General features: G+C 63.6%; 15 protein-coding genes. 7 read left to right on the top strand and 8 right to left on the bottom strand.

Features of this window, described 5'->3' with window-relative positions; translation table 11 throughout:
- The first annotated feature begins 162 nt into the window (after window positions 1-162).
- Entirely contained in the window at window positions 163-732 is a 570-nt protein-coding gene (locus tag M2D63_RS25190) for a hypothetical protein (RefSeq protein WP_285865812.1), read from the top strand.
- A 46-nt stretch (window positions 733-778) separates the two neighbouring features.
- Here the strand turns inward: M2D63_RS25190 and pbpG are convergent, their stop codons facing one another.
- Window positions 779-1,702 carry a D-alanyl-D-alanine endopeptidase gene (pbpG, locus tag M2D63_RS25185; protein WP_285865811.1) on the bottom strand — a complete coding sequence of 308 codons (924 nt, stop codon included), beginning with the start codon at window positions 1,700-1,702 and terminating at the stop codon, window positions 779-781.
- A gap of 693 nt (window positions 1,703-2,395) precedes the next feature.
- Here pbpG and M2D63_RS25180 point away from each other — a divergent pair.
- Entirely contained in the window at window positions 2,396-3,331 is a 936-nt protein-coding gene (locus M2D63_RS25180; protein WP_285865810.1) for a universal stress protein, read from the top strand.
- 99 nt (window positions 3,332-3,430) lie between these two features.
- Here M2D63_RS25180 and M2D63_RS25175 read toward each other — a convergent pair whose 3' ends face one another.
- Window positions 3,431-3,613, bottom strand: coding sequence for a hypothetical protein (locus M2D63_RS25175; RefSeq protein ID WP_285865809.1), 183 nt, complete (start codon window positions 3,611-3,613; stop codon window positions 3,431-3,433).
- 99 nt (window positions 3,614-3,712) lie between these two features.
- The gene (locus M2D63_RS25170) at window positions 3,713-4,075 is read right to left on the bottom strand and encodes a hypothetical protein (RefSeq protein ID WP_285865808.1); all 363 of its coding nucleotides are present in this window, start codon (window positions 4,073-4,075) and stop codon (window positions 3,713-3,715) included.
- Window positions 4,076-4,235: 160 nt separating this feature from the next.
- On the opposite strand from M2D63_RS25170, the gene M2D63_RS25165 reads away from it, so the two are divergent.
- On the top strand, window positions 4,236-5,054 hold the full coding sequence (locus tag M2D63_RS25165; RefSeq protein WP_285865807.1) for a shikimate 5-dehydrogenase: 819 nt from the start codon (window positions 4,236-4,238) through the stop codon (window positions 5,052-5,054).
- 90 nt (window positions 5,055-5,144) lie between these two features.
- On the opposite strand, the gene M2D63_RS25160 is transcribed toward M2D63_RS25165, so the two are convergent.
- Entirely contained in the window at window positions 5,145-5,789 is a 645-nt protein-coding gene (locus tag M2D63_RS25160; protein WP_285865806.1) for a YceH family protein, read from the bottom strand.
- A 97-nt stretch (window positions 5,790-5,886) separates the two neighbouring features.
- Complete coding sequence (sstT, locus tag M2D63_RS25155) at window positions 5,887-7,098, bottom strand: serine/threonine transporter SstT (protein ID WP_285865805.1); 1,212 nt, start codon at window positions 7,096-7,098, stop codon at window positions 5,887-5,889.
- Window positions 7,099-7,313: 215 nt separating this feature from the next.
- On the opposite strand from sstT, the gene M2D63_RS25150 reads away from it, so the two are divergent.
- Window positions 7,314-8,480: an MFS transporter gene (locus M2D63_RS25150; RefSeq protein WP_285865804.1), complete on the top strand. Its 1,167-nt coding sequence runs from the start codon at window positions 7,314-7,316 to the stop codon at window positions 8,478-8,480.
- Here M2D63_RS25150 and nhaR read toward each other — a convergent pair.
- Entirely contained in the window at window positions 8,443-9,339 is an 897-nt protein-coding gene (gene nhaR, locus M2D63_RS25145; RefSeq protein ID WP_285865803.1) for a transcriptional activator NhaR, read from the bottom strand. The genes M2D63_RS25150 and nhaR overlap by 38 nt on opposite strands.
- 135 nt (window positions 9,340-9,474) lie before the next feature.
- On the opposite strand from nhaR, the gene M2D63_RS25140 reads away from it, so the two are divergent.
- Both M2D63_RS25140 and M2D63_RS25135 read left to right on the top strand, forming a co-directional pair.
- The gene (locus M2D63_RS25140) at window positions 9,475-9,717 is read left to right on the top strand and encodes a hypothetical protein (protein WP_285865802.1); all 243 of its coding nucleotides are present in this window, start codon (window positions 9,475-9,477) and stop codon (window positions 9,715-9,717) included.
- A 30-nt stretch (window positions 9,718-9,747) separates the two neighbouring features.
- Window positions 9,748-10,497, top strand: a complete 750-nt coding sequence (locus M2D63_RS25135) for a TerC family protein (protein WP_285865801.1) — start codon at window positions 9,748-9,750, stop codon at window positions 10,495-10,497.
- A gap of 72 nt (window positions 10,498-10,569) precedes the next feature.
- Here the strand turns inward: M2D63_RS25135 and M2D63_RS25130 are convergent, their stop codons facing one another.
- Window positions 10,570-10,746, bottom strand: coding sequence for a hypothetical protein (locus tag M2D63_RS25130; RefSeq protein ID WP_285865800.1), 177 nt, complete (start codon window positions 10,744-10,746; stop codon window positions 10,570-10,572).
- A gap of 161 nt (window positions 10,747-10,907) precedes the next feature.
- Between M2D63_RS25130 and M2D63_RS25125 the strand changes: the two genes are divergently transcribed.
- Entirely contained in the window at window positions 10,908-11,642 is a 735-nt protein-coding gene (locus M2D63_RS25125; protein ID WP_285865799.1) for a peptidase C39 family protein, read from the top strand.
- A 21-nt stretch (window positions 11,643-11,663) separates the two neighbouring features.
- Here M2D63_RS25125 and M2D63_RS25120 read toward each other — a convergent pair whose 3' ends face one another.
- Window positions 11,664-12,947, bottom strand: a complete 1,284-nt coding sequence (locus tag M2D63_RS25120; RefSeq protein WP_285865798.1) for an FAD-binding oxidoreductase — start codon at window positions 12,945-12,947, stop codon at window positions 11,664-11,666.
- Between the last annotated feature and the right edge of the window lie 258 nt (window positions 12,948-13,205).

Genomic DNA, 13,205 nt, shown 5'->3' with positions numbered 1-13,205 from the left:
TTGGCGAAGCAAGTCGTAGGCCGCGCAGCCCCTGGAAGACACCGTAGCGAGGGAACCCGGAGCGTAGCGTAGGGCCGTATGTAGGAGCGGGCGGTTTTGCCTACTTTTTCCAAGAAAAAAGTAGGCCGCCGTAAGGGCGGAAGGGGCCGGCAGCGTCACCGCATGGAATGGATAAGCTCGCAGCTTCGGCATCCCATCCCATCCGTGATGAACCAGGGGGGGCAGGGGACTCAAGTTCTGGCGCAATCCGCCGACAAGAACGTTATCCCAAGAACCCATCAGGATGATAATGACATGGCAATCAATGCCGTAGTGTTGAACGGGAACCCAGCGCCGAGCACCAGTGGCAGCGGCCTGCGGATCAACGTCGGTACCGAGGGCACCGCCGCCAAACCAGAAGCAGACGGCAAGGTGGTAATCGATCCGAAGTCGATGCGCAATAACAGCAAACCCAGCGCCGAAGTCAGCTCCGACAGCGAGCCCCCCCACGTCCAACAACTGCGCAAGATGATCGAAAAGCTGCAAAAGCAGCTCGAACAACAGCAGAAACAGTTGCAGCAGGTGATAAACAGCAAAATGGAAGAGACCGAAAAGCTGGCGGCCGTTGCCGCGGCCCAGGCGGCGGTCAGCAGCACCATGGCGGCAATCGCGTCGGCTACTGCCGAACTGGTCTCGGCCCTGACCGAAAACGGTGGCGGCGGCTCAGGCTCGCTGGTCAGCACCAGCGCCTGAGCCCCAGGGCAGGCCTGTCACCCGGCGGGTGCAGGCCTGGCGAGGCTCAGTCGGCCATCGGCCGGTTCTGGCTACGATCGGTCTTGTAGCGCATGGCCACCGCCGGTGCCGGCTTGGTGCTGCCGGTTTCCAGCCACTGGCGCATACGGGTGGCATCGGCGAAGTGGGTGTACTTGCCGAAGGCATCGAGGATCACCATGGCCACCGGACGGTTGTCCATTTTCGTCAACAGTACCAGGCAGTGCCCGGCATCGTTGGTGAAGCCGGTTTTGGTCAGGCGGATATCCCAATTGCTCTTGTTGACCAGGTGGTCGGTGTTGCGAAAGCCCAGGCTGTAGTTGGGCTTGCGAAACGCCACGGTCTTCTCGCGGGTGGTGCTCAGCTCGCTCAGCAGCGGATAGTTGCGCGACGCCATCAGCAACTTGCCCAAGTCACGGGCGGTGGACACGTTGCGCGGCGACAGGCCGGTGGGTTCGACATAACGGGTGCTGGTCATACCCAGGGCCTTGGCCTTGGCGTTCATCGCCTTGATGAAGGCGTTGTAGCCACCCGGATAGTTGTGCGCCAGGGTCGAGGCGGCGCGGTTTTCCGACGACATCAGGGTGATCAGCAGGGTCTCGCGGCGACTGAGCTGGCTGCCCAGCCGAACCCGCGAATACACCCCTTTCATCTCCTTGTTCTGGGCGATGGTCATGGTCAGTATCTCGTCCATGTTCTGCTTGGCGTCGAGCACCACCATGCCGGTCATCAACTTGGTCACCGAGGCGATCGGCACCACCCGGTCAGCGTTGTTGGCATAAAGCACCTTGTTGGTCTGCAGGTCGATGAGCAGGGCGGCGCCAGAGGCCAGGTGCAATTTGGAGGGGTCGCGTTGCTCCTGGACCGAAGGTTGGGCAGCGACGGCTGGGGGGACCGTCGCAGTACCAGTGAGCAACAGCAGCAGGCTTAGTATCGATAGGGAGGTTTTCACGTCGAGGCTCACTAAATATTGGTATGTTGTTGGCTGTGCAAGGGTTTTCCCCCAAAAAACCGCTGCATTCTGGAGTATGGCTCAGTTGCTGTCGATTGCCCTGTAATTACGCGGGCAAATATGAACGAAATTTAATCCTGAACCCATTCAGTACCGACCGGCTAGCATGCCCATGTGCCTGGTTCCGACCAGTGGTTGGCGGGAACCAGCCGTCTGTCAGGTCCGGCGCCGAGCCCATCGAGAAAAGCGCCGACAGCGCAACTAGCCAACAGCGCAAAGAGTAGTGGGTCATAAGATCGAATATTCTTTGCCCCGAACTTCCTTAGGTATAAATCAACTAACCCGGCCGACCAACAGTGTAACGGCCAGTCACAATGATGCATCTTAATAGGCGCACTTTGAAACTCAGGGTGCGGTTCTTTCGTTGGGGAGTCATTCGATGCGTGCCGCCGGGGCAGGGCGCCCATTTGCGCGAAGTGGCAACGCAGCAGCTGAAGCGCTTCATATACCCAGGCGATTCAGCCGCAAGTAACGCAGTACCTCCACTTTCTAGTGTATCTGCCGCGTTACAACTAACGCCTCTCCCTGTAAATGCAATGAAATACCAGCGGCAGCACTGGAGCGTCAGTTTGCGCAGTTGTAACAGCGATCGGCAGAAGTTTCGATAACGCGACCATGCACAGGAAGACGCTCATGCACACCGTTCGCAACACCTTGGTGGTGGTGGATTCGCAGCAGTCCGCGGACCTGGTCCTGCACCGGGCCAGAATGATTGCCAGCGCGACCCGCTCACACCTGCACCTGCTGGCGTGCACCAAGGGCAATCATCACGGCGCCTACCTGAATGACCTGCAAGGCACCCTGGAGCAGCAGGGGTATAGCGTCAGCGCCCAGCAGGCCTGGTATGGAAGCCCGTACAAAACCATCATCGCCGTGCAACAGGCACAGGGCTGCGGCCTGGTGATCAAGCAGCACCTGACTGACAACCCGGTGGTCAAGGCCCTGATTACCCCTGAAGACTGGAAGCTGATGCGCTACTGTCCCAGCCCGGTGCTCATGGTGAAAACCGACAGGGACTGGACCGGCGGCGCCATTCTCGCTGCAGTCGATGCCGGCAGCACTGACGTGGAGCATCGCGTCCTGCAATCGGGGATTGTCAGCCACGGCTACGACGTGGCCAAACTGGCCAGCGGCACGCTGCACATGATGAGCGCCCATCCCTACCCCATGCTCTCGGCGAGCGATCCGGTGTTTCAGCTCAAGGAGAGCATCCAGGGTTTTTACCGCGACCAGTGCAAACGCTTCCAGGCCGAGTTCCACATCAGCGACGAATGCCTGCATATCGAAGAAGGCCCGGCCGATGTGTTGATTCCGTACCTGGCGCACAAGCTCGAAGCGGTGCTCACCGTGATCGGCAGCGTGGCCCGCAGCGGGCTGAGCGGCGCCTTGATCGGCAACACCGCGGAAATGATTCTGGACACCCTGGACACCGATGTGTTGGTGCTCAAACCGGACGACATCATCCTGCACCTGGAAGAGCTCGCCGCGCCGCCGCTGACTTCGCCGGACGACATCGCCGCATCCGCCTGGCCCTATAACCACCACAACCACCATTACCCTCGAAGCTGATCCGCAGTGGTCGGTGCTTTTGCGCCCCCATAAAAAACCCCGCCAAAGGGCGGGGCAAGGGGCTGTGCGGAGCAACGCACGATAAAAGGGGGGCGATCCTCAGGCACACAGGCCGGGATTTTCCAGGCGGTCAGCCAGAGCCTTGGCGGCGGGCAGCGAGGTGAGGGGCCCGGAAACCGGCTCGCCCTCACGGACCACATACCAGCAGGCCAGCAGACCAAGCTCCCTGAGCGAGGCGGGGACGGCGCTGCCGATGACGGACATGATGCTGATAGGGGCCATGGGGGTTCTCCTGCGATTCATGGGCCTACCTTACGCGGCTCGGCGGGCCGGTTGAAATCAACCGGCTCGATAGTCGTCATCACTGCCATCGACACAGGCTTACCAGCGCGGAGGGCCGTAATAGACCGGCGGCGGGCCGTAGTAGCGCTCGCGGTAGTAGGGTGGTGGTGCCGGTCCATAGCGCTCGATTACCTGGTACTGCTGGTAGTACACCGGCGGCGGCCCCTGGTAATACACCGGTGGAGGGCTGTAGTAGACCGGCTGGCGCTCGACATACACGGTGCGGTCGCGGGCGCCATACAGGGCCGAACCGACCACCGCGCCGACCACCGCCGCGCCGATGATCGGGCCCGGTCCATACCAGCCATGGCCGCCACCATGACCGCCGCCGTGGGCGGCTACCTGCCCGCTGGCGGCCAGGGCGCCGACCAGCAGGGCGATCTTGGGAACATGACGGTTCATACGCATGCCTCACAGAGCAACCCCGATGCCGGGGATACTTCTATAAGACAGCGGGAACCGGGCGCTGCACAGGGCGTCTGAGTAAAGGTTTTGTAAGCGCCGATCAACGGTCGGGGCAGCTGCCGTGCATAATGGCGAATCGATCGCAAAGGAGTATCAAATGGCCCTTGTTCCTGGCAAAGACACCGTCCTGTGCATCTCCCTGGCCGGTCGTCCCGGCACCTTCGGCGTGCGCTTTCACAATCACCTGTACCAGCAACTGGGCCTGGACTATTACTACAAGGCCATGACCACCCAGGACCTGTCGGCTGCGGTCGGCGGTATCCGTGCCCTGGGCATTCGCGGTTGTGGCGTATCGATGCCCTACAAGGAAGCCTGCATGGCCCTGGTCGACGAGATCGACCCGTCGGCGGCGGCCATCGACTCGATCAACACCCTGGTCAACGACGGTGGTCGGCTCAAGGCCTACAACACCGACTACCTGGCCGTGCGCCAGTTGCTCAAGCAGCACCGGGTGGATCCGTCCACTGCCTTTGCCCTGCGCGGCAGCGGCGGCATGGCCAAGGCGGTGGCGTGCGCCTTGCGTGACGCAGGTTTCAGCCAGGGCATCATTGTCGCCCGCAACGAGCAGGCCGGTCGCCAGCTGGCCGACAGCTGCGGTTATCGCTGGATGGCTGAGCTGGGCGACTTGTGCCCGCCGATGCTGGTCAACGTCACCCCGATCGGCATGGCGGGCGGGGTGGAGGCCGAGCAGTTGGCCTTCAGCCGCGAGGCGATTGCAGCGGCGCAGCTGGTTTTCGATGTGGTGGCGATGCCGGCGCGCACGCCGTTGATCATCGAGGCCGAGAAACAGGGCAAGCCGGTGATTAACGGGCTTGAGGTGATCGCCTTGCAGGCACTGGAGCAGTTCGTGCTGTACACCGGCGTGCGGCCCACGGCCGAGCAGGTGGCGCAGGCGGTGGCCTACGCCCGTGGCTGAATGAGGCCCTATCGCCGGCGCTGCCGGCTCCCACAGGGGGCGAGGTGCTGTGGCCATTGTGGGAGCTGGCGAAGCCTGCGATGGGGCACCTTATTCCAGCGCCGCGAGGCGCTCTTCCAGCGCTGCAATCCGCGCCTCCAGCGCTTCGATCCGCTCCAGCGACACCGCACCCCCACCACTGCGTTCCGGCCCCTGCTGACGGGCGGCGAGGATTGCTTCGATCTCGGCCGGATCGCCCAAGGCATGGGTATAGCGATCTTCCCGCTGCCCGGCCTGGCGCGGCAGGTGCAAGGCAAAGCCTCGGGCGATCAGGCGCTCCAGCTGGTGCACGACCTGTTCGCTGTCTTCGAACTCATGCATGCGGCTGCTGCGGGTCAGCAGTTCATTGACCGTCTGCGGGCCGCGCAGGAACATCAGGCCCAGCAGGATGACCTGCGCCGGCACCAGCTCCAGGGCCTTGTCCACCCGCTGTTCCCAGCGGTCGGCGCGGCTGCCCATCTGCAGGCGGGTCAGGCCCTGGCCTTCGAGCGCGCGCAGGGCCTGGCCGACCTGGCCCTGGCTGAGGTTCATCACCGGCTCACGGCTGGTCTTCTGGTTGCAGGCCAGGACCAGGGCGTTCAAGGTCAGGGGGTAGGTTTCCGGGCTGGTGGCCTGTTTCTCGATCAACGAACCGAGGACGCGGACCTCGATGTTGGTGAAACGGGCTTCGGAAGCGGATTCGTGTTCGGCGGACATGGCCCTGTCTCTTTGCGAAGAAAGGTCTCTAGCCTAGGTGCGCGACAGGGTAAAACACAAGCAGCCGGTGCAGGGTGCACCGGCTGTGCGGTCAGGCTCAGGCGGCCTGGCGTTCCTTGGCCATGCAGGCCGCGGCGGTGAACAGCACGTCGGTGGAGGAGTTCAGCGCGGTTTCCGCCGAGTCCTGCAGCACGCCGATGATGAAGCCCACGGCCACCACCTGCATGGCCACTTCGCTGGGAATGCCGAACAGGCTGCAGGCCAGCGGGATCAGCAGCAGCGAGCCACCGGCCACGCCCGAGGCGCCACAGGCGCAGACGGCCGCGACCACGCTCAGGAGAATGGCGGTAGGGATGTCGACGACAATCCCCAGGGTGTGCACGGCAGCCAGGGTCAGCACGGTGATGGTGATTGCCGCGCCAGCCATGTTGATGGTCGCACCCAGCGGGATCGACACCGAGTAGGTGTCTTCATGCAGGCCCAGGCGCTCGCTCAGGGCCAGGTTGACCGGGATATTGGCCGCCGAACTGCGGGTGAAGAAGGCGGTGATGCCGCTTTCGCGCAGGCACAGCAGCACCAGCGGGAACGGGTTGCGGCGAATCTTCCAGAACACGATCAGCGGGTTGACCACCAGCGCCACGAACAGCATGCAGCCGATCAGCACCGCCAGCAGGTGCAGGTAGCCGAGCAAGGCGTCGAGGCCGGATTGGGCCAGGGTCGAGGCGACCAGGCCGAAAATGCCCAGCGGGGCGAAGCGGATCACCACGCGCACGATCAGGGTCACGCCGTTGGACAGGTCTTCGACCACGGTGCGGGTGGTTTGCCCGGCGTGACGGATGGCCACGCCCAGGCCGATGGCCCAGGCCAGGATGCCGATGAAGTTGGCGTTCATCAGGGCGCTGACCGGGTTGTCGACCACGCTCAGCAGCAGGCTCTGCAACACTTCGGCGATGCCGCCGGGGGCGCTCAGGGTGACGTCCGAGGTGCTCAGGGCCAGGGAGGAGGGGAACATCATGCTAGCGATCACCGCCACCACCGCGGCGGCGAAGGTACCGAACAGGTACAGCACCAGGATCGGGCGGATATGGGTTTCGGTGCCATGGCGGTGGTTGGCGATGGACGCCATGACCAGGATGAACACCAGCACCGGTGCCACCGCCTTGAGGGCGGACACGAACACCTTGCCGACGAAGCTCAGGCTCAGGGCGATGTCCGGGGCGATCAGGGCCAGGGCGATACCGGCCACCAGGCCGATCATGATCTGCAGTACCAGGCTGGTACGGTTCAATAGCTTTAGAACAGGTGTCATGTCGGGTGTTTCTCTGTCTTGTACGAGGGCAGCGGACCTGCCGCGACACCGAAAATCCGGGGGCGCCAGGCGGTCAGGAGCGTGAAAGGGGCGCGACTTTAGCACAGCAGTCACATTTGGTGATTGCCCAGTGTCAGGCGGCAGGACGGGCGTGTAGTATGCGCGCCCCTTTGAAACGGCTGCGGGCCGTGGATGTTTAGCTGGCTGGAGTGTAGATGTTACTGCCGATTTTGTTGCTGGCCGCGGCCGGCTTCACTGTATTGACCACCGAATTCGTGATCGTCGGCCTGTTGCCGGGGATTGCCCGGGACCTCGCGGTGACGGTGCCGCAGGCGGGGTTGCTGGTGACCCTGTTCGCCTTCACCGTGGCCAGCGTCGGCCCGTTCCTGACCGCCTGGTGCGCGCGCTGGGAGCGCAAGCGCCTGTTCGTCGGCATCCTCCTGCTGTTCGCTGCCTGCAACGCCCTGGCGGCGCTGGCCCCGAACATCCAGGTGATGGGCCTGGCGCGGCTGTTACCGGCCCTGGGCTTGCCGGTGTTCTGGGCGCTGGCCAGCGAAACGGCGGTGGACATCGTCGGCCCGGCCTATGCCGGACGCGCCATCGCCAAGATCAGCTTCGGCGTGGTCTGCGCCACGGTGTTCGGTATTCCGGTCGGCACCCTGGTCGGCGACGCCCTGGGCTGGCGCGCGGCCTTCGCCCTGCTGGCGCTGCTGGCCCTGGCCAAGGCGCTGCTGCTGCATCTTTATCTGCCCCATACCCCGCGTCACAACCAGGCCACCTCCTTGCGCGGCCAGTTCGGCATCCTGCGCAGCCCTGTGTTGCAAGGCCATGTGCTGCTGTCGGTGTTGGTGTTCAGCGGCATGTTCACCGCCTACACCTACCTGGCCGACATCCTCGAACGCCTGGCCGGCTTCGACGGTGCGCGGGTGGGGTGGTATCTGATGGGCTTCGGCGCCGTGGGGATGATCGGCAACAGCCTGGGCGGCCGCGCGGTGGACCGGCATTCGCTGCTGGCCTCCGCCGGCTTTTGCGCCCTGATGCTGGTGGGCCTGATTGCCCTGGTGCCGAGCATCCACTCCACCTGGGGCCTGATCGCGGCCCTGGCCATCTGGGGCGCGAGCCAGGCGGCGCTGTTCCTGGTCAGCCACGTGCGCCTGATCAAGGCCGCGCCCCAGGCGCCGGCTTTCGCCGCCTCGCTGAACATCGCCGGGGGCAACCTGGGCATTGGCCTGGGGGCGATGATCGGTGGCCGGGTGATCGACCACCTGGGGCTGGCCAGTCTCGGTTATGCCGCCGCGTTGCTGATCGGCGCTTCGGTGCTGCTGGCGCTGGCGCTGACCCGGGCTACCAATGGAACAGTTGCCGGCGAGCCCCCTCGGTAATGGCGACAATGCCCGGGTGCTTGACCTTGCGCTCCACCGAAATGGCATAGAACGACTCGATCACCGCGTCGGTCTGGCCGATCAGCTCGACGCCGTACTGCTTGCAGACCTCATCGGCGATCACGCTGGGGCCGATGAAAATCCCGCTGCCGGACTGGCCGAAGGCCTGCATCAAGGCGCTGTCGTCGAACTCGCCGACGATCCTGGGCTGCAACTGTTGCTCGGCCAGCCAGCGCAACAGCCGGCTGCGCACCACGGTTTCCTGGCCGGGAATCAGCAGTGGCGCATGTTGCAGGCAGGCGGGGAAGCCTTCGCCCAGCTGCGCCGCCAGGGCCGGGGTGGCGAAAAAACTGATGCCGCACTCACCCAGCTTCTGGCTGTAGCCCTTGATGTCCAGGTGGCTGGGCATGGGGCTGTCGGAAATCACCAGGTCCAGGCGCTGGATCGCCAGGTCTGCGAGCAGGCGTTCGAGCTTGTCTTCGCGACAGCTCAGGCGCAGGGCGTCTTCCATGTCCATGGTCGGTGCCAGCAGGCGATAGACGATCGACTTGGGCACCACGTCGGCCACCCCCACCCGGAACAGGATCTGCTGCTCGTCGGGACGTGCGCGCAGCATGGCCTCCAGCTCCCCGCCGATCTGGAACATCTGCTCGGCGTAGGCCAGGGTCTGGCGGCCGCTTTCGGTCAGCTCCAGTTGCCGGCCGACCCGGCGAAACAGTTCGATGCCGTAGGTTTGTTCCAGCAGGGTGATCTGGCCGCTGATGGTCTGCGGCGTCAGGTTCAACTGCTCGCCGGCACGCACGATGCTGCCGGTACGGGCCACGACCCAGAAGTAATGCAGCTGTCGGTAATTGAGCATGGGCAGTGCCGATTCGGAAAAACCGAAGTATAACCGCTGAAAATACGAATTTTCCTGATGTATCCAGATATTTAGAATCCCCAGCCATCACGGTGCCACTGAGTGGGCACCGATCACTGACATGGAGACACACAGATGCTGCAACTCAAATCCATCGGTACACCCCTGGTGTTGCTGCTGGCCCTGTTCGCCATGAGCGGCTGCGAGCAGGCGGAAAAGTCAGCCCAGCAAATGCTCAACCAGGCAGCTGAATCGGCCAAGGAAGCCATCGATAAAACCAACGAAGCGGCCCAGCAGGCCCTGAGCGAAGCTACCGGCTCCCAGGGTTCGGACAAAGCTGGCAAACCTGAGCGCGACGACAGCGCCAAAGAAATCTGACCACCCCTTACCTCGATTCAGGATTGATTCATGGAATACTTGTTGGAACTCGCTGCAAGCCCGACCGCCTGGGTAGCCCTGGCCACCCTGGTGGCCATGGAGATCGTGCTGGGCATCGATAACCTGATCTTCATCTCCATCCTTACCAACAAGTTGCCCGAGGCGTACCGCTCCAAGGCGCGTCGCATCGGTATCAGCATGGCCCTGGTCATGCGCCTGGGCCTGCTCAGCACCGTGGCCTGGATCGTCCAGCTGACCGAGCCTGTGGTCGATGTGTTCGGCCATACCTTCTCCTGGAAGGACATGATCCTGATTGCCGGTGGCCTGTTCCTGCTGTGGAAGGCGACCAAGGAAATCCACGAAAGCGTCGACCCGCGCGCCCAGGCTGAAGCCAAGGCGTCCTCGACCGTCACCCTGGGCTTTGCCGCTGCCATCGGCCAGATCCTGGTGCTGGACATCGTCTTCTCGATCGACAGCATCATCACCGCCGTGGGCATGACCGAGCACCTGCCGATCATGATCATCGCCGTGATCAGCGCCGTGATTGTGATGTTGGTGGCTGCCGACCCGCTGGCCAAGTTCATCAACGACAACCCGACCGTGGTGATGCTGGCCCTGGGCTTCCTGATCATGATCGGCATGACCCTGATCGCCGAAGGCTTCGGCGCCCATGTCCCGAAAGGCTACGTGTATGCGGCGATGGCGTTCTCCACCGCGATCGAAGTGCTGAACATCATGTCGCGCCGGGCGCGGATCAAGCGCGAAGCAGCTGAGGGCTGATGTAAATCGCGGGGCAAGCCCGCTCCTACATACTCTGTAGGAGCGGGCTTGCCCCGCGATGCTTTTCAGGAATCAGTGCACACTGGCATGCCGACGGCTGCGTCGCGCTGGCGCAGGTTCGGTGGTGTCTTTCGGCAGGGTATGGTGCGGGTGGTGGCGGCGCGCAATGCGCAGTACACCCCAGAGCATGGCGGCGGCGACACTCAGCCAGGCGCCAACCAACATAAGAATTGCCATTGTCAGGCTCATAGCTACCTCCTGGAATCCCTGGCCAGCCCTTCATGCTTGCCCAGCGGACACCCCTGTAGTCTAGCCCAAGGCCCATGGCAGGCCATTGACCGATGGTCTAGCCCCTTGGTCCGCTTTGTTCTAAATGCCCCCCGGACTATACCCGAACCGCCTGCCGGCCTATGATCGCAACCCAGGGCCGGGCGCCGTCTGCCGGGCATCAGCACAAGCGAGTGTTCATGCTGCCACTGTCTATTTCCTTCACCACCCCGCGGCGCCTGCTGGCGGCCTGCGCGGTGGCCCTTGCCCTGGCCGGTTGCGCCAGCCAGCCGGCGCCGATCAAGGGCCTGCCGCAGCGGGTCGAGATCGGCTCGGTGCCGTTCTACCGCGGCAATGCCAACCAGAGCGCCGCCATGGCCCTGGCCGCCATGCTCTCGCAGCAGGGCGTGCGCATTACCCCGGGCCTGCTCGACCAGCCGCTGGGCCTGCCCAAGGGCGTGGACAAGTTGCAGGACTCGGTGCAGAACGTCGCCCGCCAGTACGGCATGGTGGTCTATCCGCTGGAGCCGAAGCTCGACGCTTTGCTGACCCAGGTGGCCGCCGGCAATCCGGTACTGCTGCGCTTTGCCGAAGGCTCGGCGTTCTGGGCCGAACCGCGCTATGCCTTGCTGGTCGGCTACGACAGCTACAAGCAGCGGGTGCTGTTGCGCGCAGGGATGAACCGGCGCTTGTTGATGGACTTCGACGACTTTACATCGGCGTGGAACAAGGAGGGGAATTGGGCGGTGCTGGTGCAGCAGCCGGGCCAGTTGCCGGCCCAGGTTGACCGTCAGCGCTGGCTGAAGGCGGCCAATGACCTGGCCCAGGCGGGCCAGGAACAAGCGGCCCGCCAGGCCGTCAGTGCCCTGGGGCAGTAACGGCGCAGGCGGGCAGGGGGCTTAGAAGCCCAGGCGGTCGCGCAGGCTGTAGTACCAGGCGCCGATGGCGCTGAACGGTACGCGCAGCATCTGGCCACCCGGGAACGGGTAGTGCGGCAGCTCGGCGAAGGCGTCGAAACGCTCGGCCTGGCCACGCAGGGCCTCGGCCAGCACCTTGCCCGCCAGGTGGGTGTAGGTGACGCCGTGGCCACTGCAACCCTGGGAGTAGTAGATGTTGTCGCCCAGGCGGCCGACCTGGGGCAGGCGCGACAGGGTCAGCAGGAAGTTGCCGGTCCAGGCGTAGTCGATCTTCACGTTCTTGAGCTGCGGGAAGGCCTTGAGCATCTTCGGGCGGATGATCGCCTCGATGTTCGCCGGATCGCGGGCACCGTAGACCACGCCGCCGCCGAAGATCAGGCGCTTGTCGCCGGTCAGGCGGTAGTAGTCGAGCAGGTAGTTGCAGTCTTCGACGCAGTAGTCCTGGGGCAGCAGGCTGCGCGCCAGTTCTTCGCCCAGCGGCTCGGTGGTGATCACCTGGGTACCGCACGGCATGGACTTGGCCGCCAGTTCCGGCACCAGGCCGCCGAGGTAGGCGTTACCGGCGACGATGACGAACTTGGCCCGCACTTTACCTTGCGGGGTGTGTACCACCGGGTTGGCACCACGGTCGATGCGCACGGCCGGGGACTGCTCGTAGATCTTGCCGCCCAGCGACTCGACCGCGGCGGCTTCGCCCAGGGCCAGGTTCAGCGGGTGGATGTGGCCGCCGCTCATGTCGAGCATGCCGCCCAGGTACTGGTCGCAGTCGACCACTTCACGGATGCGCTTCTGGTCCATCAGCTCCAGCTGGGTGTGGCCGAAGCGTTCCCACAGGCGCTTTTGCGATTCCAGGTGGCCCATCTGCTTGGCGGTCAGGGCGGCGAACACGCCACCGTCCTTGAGGTCGCACTGGATGTTGTACTTGGCCACGCGCTCACGGATGATGCGCCCGCCTTCGAAGGCCATCTGGCCGAGCAGTTGGGCCTGCTTGGGGCCGACGGTGCGTTCGATGACGTCGATGTCACGGCTGTAGCTGTTGACGATCTGGCCGCCGTTGCGACCCGAGGCGCCGAAACCGACCTTGGCGGCTTCCAGCACGGTCACACTGAAGCCGTTCTCCAGCAGGAACAGGGCGCTGGACAAGCCGGTGTAGCCGGCACCGATCACGCAGACATCGGTCTGTACCTCTTCCTGCAGCGCCGGGCGCGGCGGAACCGGATTGGCCGATGCGGCGTAGTAGGACTGTGGGTAGGGGGTGTTAGCCATGCTGCGAAACCTCTGTTTTATATTTTTTACGACTGTACCGATGCTATCAATAATAATAAACACCCGCTAGTCGTGTGTTGAAAATCCTTTACCCCCTGCTTTTGCAAATATTTTTAAAATTCAGTGGTTTAGCGTAAAAAAAAGAGTTGACACTGTCTGTCGATTCCGTAGAATGGCGCCACACAGCAGGCACATAGCTCAGTTGGTTAGAGCACCACCTTGACATGGTGGGGGTCGTTGGTTCGAGTCCAATTGTGC

Origin of the sequence: Pseudomonas sp. BJa5 (assembly GCF_030272875.2) — a bacterium.
Taxonomy (GTDB): Bacteria; Pseudomonadota; Gammaproteobacteria; order Pseudomonadales; family Pseudomonadaceae; genus Aquipseudomonas.
The sequence above is the reverse complement of the archived record's forward strand: the minus strand, read 5'-3'. Positions and strand labels throughout refer to the sequence as shown.